The organism is Aquimarina latercula DSM 2041 (assembly GCF_000430645.1).
GTDB lineage: Bacteria > Bacteroidota > Bacteroidia > Flavobacteriales > Flavobacteriaceae > Aquimarina > Aquimarina latercula.
The window spans coordinates 110,461-122,842 of the sequence record NZ_AUMK01000003.1 but is presented as its reverse complement, the minus strand read 5'-3'; the positions used below and the strand labels follow the sequence as shown (position 1 = coordinate 122,842).

At 30.4% G+C, this 12,382-nt stretch carries 10 protein-coding genes; 2 read left to right on the top strand and 8 right to left on the bottom strand.

Annotated elements, in window-relative coordinates:
- Positions 1-42: 42 nt before the first annotated feature.
- The 4 genes from hisC to hisG are packed head-to-tail and all read right to left on the bottom strand — an operon-like array spanning position 43 to position 4,162.
- Positions 43-1,092, bottom strand: coding sequence for a histidinol-phosphate transaminase (gene hisC, locus H526_RS0100595; RefSeq protein WP_027391183.1), 1,050 nt, complete (start codon positions 1,090-1,092; stop codon positions 43-45).
- Positions 1,093-1,113: 21 nt separating this feature from the next.
- Positions 1,114-1,956, bottom strand: coding sequence for a DUF3667 domain-containing protein (locus H526_RS0100590; RefSeq protein ID WP_027391182.1), 843 nt, complete (start codon positions 1,954-1,956; stop codon positions 1,114-1,116).
- 41 nt (positions 1,957-1,997) lie between these two features.
- Positions 1,998-3,290 (bottom strand): histidinol dehydrogenase, encoded by a 1,293-nt coding sequence (gene hisD, locus H526_RS0100585; protein ID WP_027391181.1) that lies wholly within the window; start codon positions 3,288-3,290, stop codon positions 1,998-2,000.
- Positions 3,291-3,304: 14 nt separating this feature from the next.
- A complete protein-coding gene (gene hisG / locus H526_RS0100580; protein ID WP_027391180.1) occupies positions 3,305-4,162 on the bottom strand; it encodes an ATP phosphoribosyltransferase in 858 nt (285 codons plus the stop codon).
- Positions 4,163-4,490: 328 nt separating this feature from the next.
- Here hisG and H526_RS30490 point away from each other — a divergent pair, with 328 nt between their 5' ends.
- Positions 4,491-5,408 (top strand): OmpA family protein, encoded by a 918-nt coding sequence (locus H526_RS30490; protein WP_051335910.1) that lies wholly within the window; start codon positions 4,491-4,493, stop codon positions 5,406-5,408.
- Positions 5,409-5,423: 15 nt separating this feature from the next.
- Positions 5,424-5,939 (top strand): hypothetical protein, encoded by a 516-nt coding sequence (locus tag H526_RS0100570; protein ID WP_027391179.1) that lies wholly within the window; start codon positions 5,424-5,426, stop codon positions 5,937-5,939.
- Positions 5,940-6,044: 105 nt separating this feature from the next.
- Here H526_RS0100570 and H526_RS0100565 read toward each other — a convergent pair whose 3' ends face one another.
- From H526_RS0100565 to H526_RS0100550, 4 genes are all read right to left on the bottom strand, one after another.
- The gene (locus tag H526_RS0100565) at positions 6,045-6,668 is read right to left on the bottom strand and encodes a hypothetical protein (protein ID WP_027391178.1); all 624 of its coding nucleotides are present in this window, start codon (positions 6,666-6,668) and stop codon (positions 6,045-6,047) included.
- Between the two features lie 264 nt (positions 6,669-6,932).
- Positions 6,933-9,137, bottom strand: a complete 2,205-nt coding sequence (locus H526_RS0100560) for an ATP-binding response regulator (RefSeq protein WP_027391177.1) — start codon at positions 9,135-9,137, stop codon at positions 6,933-6,935.
- Positions 9,138-9,397: 260 nt separating this feature from the next.
- Positions 9,398-10,213: a prohibitin family protein gene (locus tag H526_RS0100555; protein WP_027391176.1), complete on the bottom strand. Its 816-nt coding sequence runs from the start codon at positions 10,211-10,213 to the stop codon at positions 9,398-9,400.
- A gap of 25 nt (positions 10,214-10,238) precedes the next feature.
- Positions 10,239-12,269 carry a vWA domain-containing protein gene (locus H526_RS0100550; RefSeq protein ID WP_027391175.1) on the bottom strand — a complete coding sequence of 677 codons (2,031 nt, stop codon included), beginning with the start codon at positions 12,267-12,269 and terminating at the stop codon, positions 10,239-10,241.
- Positions 12,270-12,382 lie beyond the last annotated feature (113 nt).

Genomic DNA, 12,382 nt, shown 5'->3' with positions numbered 1-12,382 from the left:
TTTAATTTATTTTTTGTAATTCGTATTCATTAAGAACAGAATTTATATACTTTTTAAAGCCTCTATTAACTTCTTATTTTCTTGATTAGTTCCAACTGTTAATCTCAGTGTGTTTTCACATAATGGTTGTGTCGTACGATTACGAATAACAATCCCTTGTTTTAACAATTGATCATATCGTACATTTGCATTATCTACTTGAATCAATACAAAATTAGCATCGGTTTTATAAATTTCTTTTACAAACTGAATATTTTCTAAGGAATCTATCATACGTTCTCTCTCCTTTAAAATATTAGCTACTTCTTCTTTAATCTTATTAACGTCTTTAACTCTATCCAACGCCTTTTTCTGCGTTAATTCATTAACATTATAAGGAGGCTTAATTTTATTGAGTATACTTATGATTTCTTCTGAAGCATAACACAAACCTAGTCTGATCCCTGCCATTCCATATGCTTTTGATAACGTCTGCGTTATTACTAGGTTTGGGTATTCTCTAATTTTAAGTATCCAACTTTTTTTAGAAGAGAAATCAATATACGCTTCATCTATAACTACCAACCCTTTGAAATTTTCTAAAATTTGGGCAATACTATCTTCTGAAAACGAATTCCCCGTAGGATTATTAGGAGAACATAAAAATATGATCTTTGTTTGTTGATCAACTGTATCTAATATTTTAGAAACATTAGGTTCAAAATTATCATTTAAAAGAACTTTTTTATTTTGAACATCGTTGGTATTAGCTAATACATTATACATCCCATAGGTAGGTGGTAACGTAATAACATTATCAACTTTAGGTTCGCAAAAAGCCCTAAACAAAAGATCTAATACCTCGTCACTTCCGTTTCCTAATAATATATTATTTGTATTAACCCCCTTTTGTGTAGCTAATACCTCTTTTAGACTACGTTGTTGTGGATCAGGATATCTATTTACTCCATTTTCATATGGATTTTCATTGGCATCCAGAAAAATCATTTCAGAGCCATCTGAAACGTATTCATCTCTCGCAGAGGAATATGGTTTTAATCCTTTAACGTTTTCACGAGTTATATTATTTATGTTGAAATTTAATTGTTTCATTACTTGTTAATATTCTATAAATTATCCAAAAATCATTGCTCTCATATATGCTATTATAATCCCTATTATAATAGCGAATATGAAGAAAACTATTGTTGACAGGATCAATACCACTACAAACTTTAATAGTTTAAGAATCATTTGTCCAATACTATAGCTACATAGTTTCTTATAAGTAAACAAATAATAAAAGATAACCACCAAAGAGCTTACGAAATAGATTGATGGACTAATTAGTAAACCTAATAAAAAGAATAACGTACCAGAAAACAATCCGAACCCAAGTAAATAAGAGTTTATAACAAGATGTTCTCCATAATTAAACCGTTTTCTCCCAAAAACCATTACCGCTAAAAACGTATAAAAAGGAATTAACATAAAAGCTATAATATTAAAATACTTAAGCATAAAACTTTGGGTAACTTTATTAGCTTCAGCCTGTTCTTTTTTGTATTCCAAGTATTTTTCTTGATATTCCACAGTGTTTTTCTCTATATCGGGGTTTGACATAGAAAATAATGACTCATAAAAAGATTCCGTTTGAGTAGCAAGAATCAATTCACTATAATCATCAGAAAAAAAGTTAAAAATAAATGTAGCAACAGCAGTTCCGATTACCAGAAATGCAAATGGGTTTATATATCGTTTTCTTGTTCCCGAGATATACTCTGAAATAACTTTATCTGGAGAAGTCACAAAATGAATTAAAGTTCTAACAAAAAGATTATCTAATCCCAAAACATTACTGAAAAAATCACTTTTCAACCCTTTTAAAGTAATACGTTCTCTTATTACTTTCGCACCACAAGATTGACAATAATCAGCATCATCAGCTAAGATATTTTCACAATTTCTACAATTCATTTACTTCTTTTTTACTATAAATTCTATACTCGAATAACGTTTTAGTCAATATCCTTTAAACTTTCTAATCGCAATGTAACTGCGTTCTTATGCGCTTGTAAACCTTCGGCATCCGCCATAATCTCTATGGCATTTCCAATATTTTTGATACCTTCCGCAGATAGTTTCTGAAATGTCATTGATTTCATGAAACTATCTAGATTTACTCCACTATACTGTTTTGCATATCCATTTGTAGGCAAGGTATGATTCGTTCCCGAAGCGTAATCTCCTGCACTCTCTGGCGTGTAATTACCAATAAACACAGAACCGGCATTCATAATATTATTCACATAAAAGTCTTCATCCTCTACACATACTATAAAATGCTCAGGACCATATTCATTAATTAGTTCTAAAGCTTCTTGGTCATGTTCTACATAAATAAGTTTAGAATTCGCTATTGCCGCTTCAGCAATCTCTTTTCTTGGTAACAAATTACATTGATTTGTAACTTCTTTTTCTACTTGCTCTATAAGTTTTTTAGAAGTAGTAACCAGAATCACCTGACTATCCTTTCCATGTTCCGCCTGACTTAATAAATCAGAAGCAACAAAGGACGGATTTGCTGTATCATCAGCCACTACCAACAATTCACTTGGTCCAGCAGGCATATCAATCGCTACTCCAAATTTTGTAGCTAATTGTTTAGCTACAGTAACAAACTGATTTCCAGGTCCGAAAATTTTATATACTTGTGGAATTGTATCAGTGCCAAATGTCATTCCTGCAATTGCCTGAATGCCTCCTACCTTAAATATTTTTGTTACGCCGCAAAGATTTGCTGTATATAAAATAGCTGGATTGATTTTTCCTTCTTTATTTGGTGGAGAACATAACACAATCTCATTACATCCAGCTATAGTAGCTGGAACTGCCAGCATAAGAATTGTAGAAAATAGTGGAGCTGTTCCGCCTGGAATATACAATCCTACTTTTTGAATAGGTCTTTTCTCTTGCCAACAGGTAACACCATTTGTTGTTTCTAAGGAAACCTTATCCGTTTTCTGAGCAGCATGAAAAGCTTCGATATTAGATTTAGCCAAAACAATAGCGTCTTTAAGGTCCTGACTAACTAATTGATCGGCGCTTTCTATTTCTTTTTTAGATACCAATATAGAATCTAGAGATACTTTATCGAATTTCTCTGTATATTGTTTTATTGCACCGTCTCCATTAGTTTTTACATCATTAAAAACATCTAAAACCACATTTTCTATATCTGCCACGGTCTGTGTAGGTCGTTTTAATATGTCCGCCCAAGTATTTTTCTTTGGATTATATATCTTCTGCATTTTCTCTAAATTAACTACAATACCATTTTCTCGATAGGACATACTAAAATACCTTCAGCTCCCTCAGCTTTTAACTCATCTAAAATATCCCAAAACTTATTTTTTTCGACCACAGTATGTATTGAACTCCAACCTTTTTCTGCAAGAGGTAAAACTGTTGGACTACGCATTCCTGGAAGGATATCAACAATACGATCTATCTTATCATTCGGAGCATTCAATAATACATACTTAGAAGCTCTAGCCTTTAATACAGCTTGTATTCTAAACTGTAATTTTTGAAGCAAACTCTTATTTTCATCGCTAATTTTAGGAGAAACAGCTAAGACAGCTTCAGAAGTTAACATTACTTCTACTTCTTTTAAATTATTCTTAAACAATGTACTACCACTAGACACTATATCACAAATAGCATCTGCTAAACCAATATTAGGTGCTATTTCTACAGATCCTGATATCTGGTGCAAGTCTGCAGAGATTCCTTTTTCTTTTAAATATTCTTTTACCGTATTGGGATATGAAGTAGCTATTCTTTTCCCATCAAGATCTTTTATAGAGTTATACGACACATCTTTAGGAACGGCAAGTGACACTTTACATTTCGAAAAATTTAACCTTTCTGCAATCGTAATATCTTTTCCTTTTTCTACTAGAACATTTTCACCAATAATAGCGATATCAACAACACCATCTCTCAAATACTGAGGAATATCACCATTCCTAAGAAACATAACTTCCATAGGAAAGTTTCTAGTAGTAGCTTTTAATTGGTCTTTTCCGTTATCTATAGAAATACCACAATCTTTTAAAATCTGAACGGAATCTTGATTAAGCCTTCCGCTTTTTTGAATAGCAATTTTAATTTTTGACATTTTTTTTATTGTTGTGTTTGGTCAGTTCAAAACAAGTTTTAAACAAAAAAACCCGTTTGAAAATGCTCAAACGGGTTATTATATATGATTAACTTATACACATATCAACTTACCACGCCTGGGCGGAGATATAAGAATGATGATGATGTAAAAGAATATTTTCCATAATTTTTTCTACGCTGCGAATTTATAAATTTTTTTTTCATCTCAAATGCATTTCAGCTTAAAATTTTGCTATTCATCTTTTTTCGGAACATAAATCGCTCAAGAATAATAATTTAATGAAAACATTTTTTAACTTTAAGAGAATAACACTAATCATCAACATATGAGAAATTTAATTTCGTTCTTTATTTTTATCTTATTCGCCTGTCTGGGAATGTGGTGGTACTACTCCTGTAATTGGTGTCTTGGAAACAAAGATGAAGGATCTACTATTGTAAAAGAGCAAATAGATCCTGCTATTGAAGCAAAAGCAAAAAAAGCTTACGAAGATAGTATTGCTTTGGCTCATGGTCTATATGCAAAGGATATTGAAAACATGGATGTTTTTAGATATCCAAAAAACATCCAAATCAACAATTCTAATTTTGATGTTTTTATACCTGAAAGCCTTAATGGTTTTGAGAATAAAATAGCTAATTACCTTGGACAACATCAAGATCAAGACTTAATAATCTATGGGTATGAAACTTCTACCGAAAGAGAAGCAGACTCATTAACTGGTATCTCAAGAGCCAATTTTATTAAAGATATTTTAGTTAACACCGGTGGAGTAAACAAAGACCGAATTCTAACCAAAGCAAAATTACATACCTATGATTATGATGCTAATGGTACATACAATGGTGGTATTTTGCTAAACTTTCATAAAATAGATGAATCCAGAATAGAGGAAATAGAAAAAGGTATTGCTAATAAAACGTTATACTCAAGTTTTGGATCTAAAGATTTTAAACCAGATGCTACCTTATCTAATTATGCTTTAGAACTAAAAAACTACCTTACTAAGTATCCTGATAAAAAAGTATTAATTACTGGTCATACTGATAACATTGGTGATACCAAATCCAATCAGCTCTTTGGACTTAAGCGAGCCCAAAACGTTAGAGATTATCTAACTTCTCAAGGTATCCCTTCAGACAAATTTACTGCTAAATCTAAAGGAGAATTAAGTCCAATTGCTCCAAATGACACACAGGAAAATAGAGCAAAAAATAGACGAATAGAAATAATTGTAAACTAAATACCAACTATAAAAATGTTAGATTTTTTAAACGAAGCAAACTGGTGGTGCCTTCTCTTATTATTAATAATAGCTTTCTTACTTGGATGGCTTTTATCGAGATGGTCTCTTAAAAATAAATACCAAGAAAAATTAGATCAATGCCATAAAGAGAAAGAAAAATTACGCAAAGCTAGTGATAGCTACAAAAAGGCTAATACCACTTTTTCTAATCCTATTCCGGTAGAAGCTCCTAAATCAATTGAAGTAGCAGAAGTCAAAAAGGATTTGAGTGATACAGAAAAGCCTCAATTAAATTTTGAAAGCTTTGGAACAGCAAGTGAGTCACAAAAAGATGATTTAAAATTGATTAGTGGTGTTGGACCATTCATTGAAAAGAAATTAAATAGCATTGGAATATATACTTTTGATCAAATAAGTAAATTTACCAAAGAAGATATAGAAACAGTTACAGAATTAATACAATTCTTTCCTGGTCGTATTGAACGTGATAACTGGACAGCTCAAGCGGAAAAGCTAAAAAATCAATAATCCAAAAATTCAACCCTAAAAATTAAAGCCTTTGTAATATATTTATAAAGGCTTTTTTAATATCCAATATGCATTTAGATCCTATTTATTTGAGAATATAGAAAACTATATATCTAAGTAATAAATAACTTCTAAATATTTTTTTGAATCGGTTTCATCCTTTTGCGCTTTTAGTTCTTTCAAAACTCCAGCAACTTTTATTTTCCTTTCAGGAAGTCTTTGCCCTCCTTTTGCATGTGCAATTACAAAAGTATCTAATGAGTCATCAGAAGTTATTTCATATACATCATACGTATCCACGATTGGAATCATAGAAAATGTTGTTACTTTACCCGCAACAATCGGAACCATAATAAACCCATTAAAGTCTGATTTAGAAGCTATTCTCTTTGGAACACCAGTAATAACTATATTAGTAGATAATTCACCCTTTTCCTTCACTTCATTGACCAACAATCTTTTGATAGTATATTGATCATAAACAGATCTTAATTCATTTGATAATGCAACGATAATTTCTTCTCTATCTTTATCACTTAGATTAGAAGTTGCCAAATCTAAAAAAAGAATCATTTTTTGTTTATCACTAAAAAGACCAGATACTTTTCCTAATTCCGATTGAGAAATCACTCCATCATCAGCTTTTGTTAGAATGTTATAGAATCTCCCTCCATTATCTAATGTTTTAATAGCCTCGTCCTTATCCCTATATGGCGTTACTTTTCTCATAATCTATGAATATTGAATTTGATATAACATTTTACCAATAAATTCTCCAAAAGAAAAAAGTACAACAACCGCTATCAAAGAGCAGTAGATTAATAGAAAAATGTTTTTCCTTCTTTTATCCTTCTCATCTTTAAGAGACAAAAAACCTGCGAGACTTAATAACGTAATGAAGAAGTAACTCATAAATATATTTTATTTATTAGTACATAAAACATATTAATTGTTACAGGAATCATAAAGTACGGTACAAAAAAAAAAGAAAAACTATACCTTTTTTTTCTTAACTAATGTATCAAAAAGTCTATCTATTTGTAGTGGTTTCCATAAAAAACCATCAAAATAATTCAAATAATCCTCATTATTTATAGCAGTAACATCCGCGGTAAGGGCATATATAGGGGTATGGCTATTTTTGTTTTTTGAATCTTTTATGAACTTAGCAGCATCAAAACCATTCATTTCTGGCATATGAATATCCATTAAAATAAAGTCTACTTTTACTTTATTAGCTATCTGTACGGCATCATATCCATTTTTAACTCTTTCAATTTTAACTCCCCATTTCTTCAGTAGCTGCCCCATTACCAAAGCATTTACTTCATTATCTTCTGCAAGAATTGCTATTTTACCCTGTAACTGATCCGTTTGCTTTTGATCAATTTTAATAATCTCCTCAGCTTTTTCCAAGACTAAATCAAACGTAAATGTAGAACCTTTTCCTTTTTCACTTATTAATAAAACACTACTGCCATATAACTCTACAATTTTCTTGACTATTGCTAAACCTAATCCAGTTCCGCCATTATTTCTAGTTGTAATAGTAGACGGTATGTAAAAACTATCAAATAATCTAGACTGTTCTTTCTTAGCTATACCTACACCTGTATCCTTAACACTAAAAGAAATTTTATCTTTTCTACCTTTAGAAGAAATCAATTTAATATTTATATCAACTGCTCCTGTATTAGTATATTTTATGGCATTACTTACAAGGTTTCCAAGAATCTGAAATAACTTAGTTTCATCAAGTAAATAAAATTTAGTTAACTTATCATCAATATGAACGTTTAGTTCTATACCTTTTTCTAAAGCCATTCCTAGATAAGTATCCCTAATATTATTTATTAGTTCTTCAAAATTAGCTGCATGTATTTCTAACTCCATCTTGTTGGAATCCAACTTAGAAAAATCCAAGATATCATTAATAATGCGCATCAAATTTTTAGAAGAAAACTGCAACGAAACAAGTAATTTTTGATCATCCTCATCCGCCCTCTCTTTTAACATCGAAATAATACTTGTAACTGCATTTAAAGGTGTTCTTATTTCATGACTCATTGCCGATAAAAACTCTTGTCTCATCTTTGCAGTTTCCTCAGCTTGTTTTTCTTTTAAAACAATTGCCTCTTTCTCTCTCTTTAATCCCTCTTCTTGTTGTTCGTATTTAATTTTAGAAATACGTTCATAATTCTCAATTACTTTTAGCGTCTGAGAATTAATAGATTTATCCTTTTCTTTTAAATAACTCTCTAAATATTTTAGTGATTTCTTATGCTTGTTTTCGGTTTTATATAACTGATAAAGAAGATGACATGCTTTGAATTTAGTTCTAGAAAGGTTGTATTTATCTCCGTGTGCAATCACTTCCTTTAGTAAAAATTTCGCTTTTTGTCTATCACCTATTTCTAAATGTAATTGAGCGATTTTTTGTTTAGACATTCCTATTCCAAAAACTTCGTTATACTTTTTATGTATTTCTAATGCTTCTAAAAAATCTTTATTTGCTTTTACATATTCTTTATAATAATAAAAAACTTTTCCACGTCCATAAATCGCAAAAGCTAACCCTCTTTCATCTCCAGTTTCTTGTTTAAGCTTTATAGATTTATTAATCATCCTTGAAGCTTTTACAGGTTTGTCTTTTTTTAACAAAATTCCGGACATTGGATTATACACATTAGATTCTAGGTTTTTACTTTTACATTTTTTGGCTGCTTTTATAGCTATTTTATAGGCTTCAATAGCATTATTTTCATCTCCTAGAATTTCATAGATTGTACCTAGAGATTTCTGAGTCCTAGATACATTATACCAATCATCATACTTTTGATAAATTACCAAAGCATCAATAAGATAGATCATTCCGAGATGATAATCATTGGTTTTATAATAAATACCTGCAATACTATATTTGGCATCAGCTACTCCTCTATCGTCTTCTAATAATCTAAAACAAACTATAGCTTTCTCTGCATAGTCTAAGGCGATACTACCTTTGCCACAAATCATGTTAAACAGAGATAACATATTTAGGCTTTTTCCAGTATACTCTATATGATTAACTTCTTGACTTAATAACAATGCCTCATTAGCCAATCTCATACTCTCTTTTAAATTATTAACCCTAAACTCGTAGGATTTATCAAGTAAATATTGAATTTTGGATAAGATATTATTATGTTCAATCATAAAACAAGGGTTGTAAAAATATTCTTACCTTAATCTAGGAGATAAAAGACTAACTGACTTATTATACAGATAAAAATACATTTTTTTTTAAATTTCATACTTATAAACCACATTTTTTTAAAACACAACTCACTGTATCAAAACCATTTAAGAGTATTATTCCCACAAAAATCTCTTACTAAAAGTAGTAAGAGAGCATAAAAAAAGCCACTATATATATTAAATATAGTGGCAGTAATTATTTACAGAAAAGGGTTTATTTATTGATTACCTAAGATTAAAGGCATCCCGTCTTTTCCAGAACCTACAATAACAACCTTAGAATTAGAAGATTTTGCTAATTCAAGAGTAGCTTCTATTCCTTTTTCCTTAAGAATCTTATCCGTTAGAGAAGCACTAAGAATTTGATTTGCTATCGCTTTACCTTCAGCATCAATTTTCTGTCTTTCTGCCTCTTTCTTAGCTTTTTCTAATCTAAACTCGTATTCTAATGCCTCTTGCTCTTGTTTAAGTTTTCTTTCGATAGCTTCCTTAATTGTTGGCGGTAATGTTACATCACGCACTAATACCTCATTTAACTGAATATATTGATTCCCAACAATTTTCTTAGTCTCTTCAAAGATTTCTTTCTGGATAGCATCTCTTTTACTTGAGTATAATTGTTCTGGCGTATACCTTCCCACTACACTACGTGCTGCAGAACGTATGGTCGGTAATAAAACTCGTTGAACATAATTTTCTCCCTTTTGTTGATGTAACAACCCAAGTTTAGCATAATCCGGTTGAAACCAAGCCGAAGCGTCTAATTTTATCTCTAAACCATTAGAAGAAAGTACTTGCATTTTCTCAAAAACTTCTTGCTGTCTTACTTCATATACAATAACTTTATTCCAGGGCGCTACCAAATGAAAACCTTCTCCTAATGGAGGTGCATCAGTTACAACTCCCCCACCGAATGTTTTATACAACACTCCAGCTTCTCCGGAGCCGATTGTTTCTGTTGATTTAGAAATAAAGACAATTGTAAGTACAATAATTATAAGAATAGGTAACCCTATTTTAGGTAATTTTTCCATGATATATGTGTATAGTTTTTAATTTTTAAATAAGCCCATTATATTTCCTCATAAACCACTCAATGCTTAATAATAATATAATTATCATCAAAAGGTATTTCCAATCTATTAAAGATACAATATTTTCTTTGCTCTTTTGAATTGCTTGATACCTCTGATCTTCAATCAGATCACTCACTAAGCCATCTATTTGATTCATAAAATAGGCAGTTCCTTTAGTATTAGTCGCAACTTGTCTAAGTTTTGTTACATTTGCATTAAGTAATTGTTGTTCTACATCATAATCCAAAATACTAAAACTCCCAGATCGTGAAATATTTTCACCCACAACCACTACTGTATATTCATAATTTCCAGAAGCAAAACTACTGAGATCGGCTTCATATGAACTGTTTTTTAATAACATTGGGATTGTCTGTGATGCTTCTGTATCTTTATTTTTTACTACTATATTTAAATTACCCCTGCGATCAAATTCATAATTTTTAGTGAAATATTCCGCTTTTACCTTTATACTAGAATTTCCATAATAAAATGATTCAGAAATCGTATTAAGTCTACTTTTTTGTTTATTAGATGCTAGATATTGAACGAGCCTACCGAAAAAATCATCAAAACTTTCAAAACTTTTATTATCCAAATACGACTGTGCTCTCCACCTCCATATACCTTCTCCAAATAAAATTGCTTCTCTAACCCCATTATCCTCTATAGTGGCTAACAAGGGTTCACCGGTTTTTATGTTTCCTATATTTCTTTGTAATAACACATCATAAGATGATTTCATATGTATCTCTCCAAAAGTTCCTATTAAAGGAGGATAGTCATTAAAACCGATATCTTCTAACAAAAATGTTCCGTAGTTAGGGTTGAATCTTGGCAAATAGTATTCTGTTTGCCTAGTTATTTCTTGCCTATATACATTTTGTGATTTATTTAGAAAAACCCAATCAGTCTTAGAACCAGTTATCGTAAAATAATTTTTCCTAGCAGTTTTTATCTTTTCATATACCGCTCTAAATCTTGCATTTGGTTGATATAAAATAATAAGTTGATACTCTTCAATATCTTTTACTTCTGATGGCCTACTAATTGTGAGGCTTCTTCTTTCGTTACTTTCGATACTTTTTTTAATAGCTCCCAAATCTGGATGAGTTAAATCACTAATCAATAAAACATTTGTCTTTTGATCTATTACCTCTACAGCAAAATCTTTCTTATTATTAATTACATTTTTCTCATTTTCTATTGGTGCTAATCGAGCACTATATTTTAAAACACCAGCTGAGCTAGCTGGGAGTGTAAAATTAATAACTGTAGAATTATTTTCTTCGGAAAAAGAAACAGGCTTAGAATAAACAATATTTTTACCAGATCTTATTTCAAAACTTGTATTTATATTACCTGTTCCAGAATAAGTAAGAATAACCTCTACAGGGAACTTATTTTTAAGATATGCATACTTATTTACATTAAGTTGTTGGATCTTGGTATCTGTTACTACCGTTGTATCACCTATAACTATTGGATAAACCTGTTGTTTATAATTAACACTACTAAATTGATAGTCCCTTCCATACGTTTGGTTACCATCGGTAATCAATACCGTAGGAGCATTTGTATTTTTATAGATTTGATCTAAACTTTCTAATGCTTCCGAGATATTTGTTTGCTTTTCATCAAATGTTAAGCCTAAACTATCTTTTAATACGTCTGAAAAAGAATAATATTTTACATCAAATCTTTCTTTAAGTTCTGGATTGTCTTTAATTCTACCAATAAATTGTGATACTTGTTCATCTTGTTTAAGATGTTTTATAGAAGAAGAATTATCCACTGCAAAAACCAAGGTAGGTTTCTCTATATAATAAGTATTCTTTCGAAATGTTGGATTAATCAACAATATTAATAACGCAAAAATGCTAAGAAAACGTAAAAAAGCAAAAAACAGATTTTTTTTATTTCTGTTTTTTGCTTTGTACATATATTGAAATAGCGCAATAACTATGGCAATTACTCCTGCTGCTATAATCAATCCTATATTTTGTATCTGCATTCTTATTAATTACTATCTAAGAATCTTATCAAGAAATCATTGATTTCTCACTCTTAAATAGTTTATTTTGAAAATTGAAAATAATCACATTAAATTTAAAAGATCTTAAACTT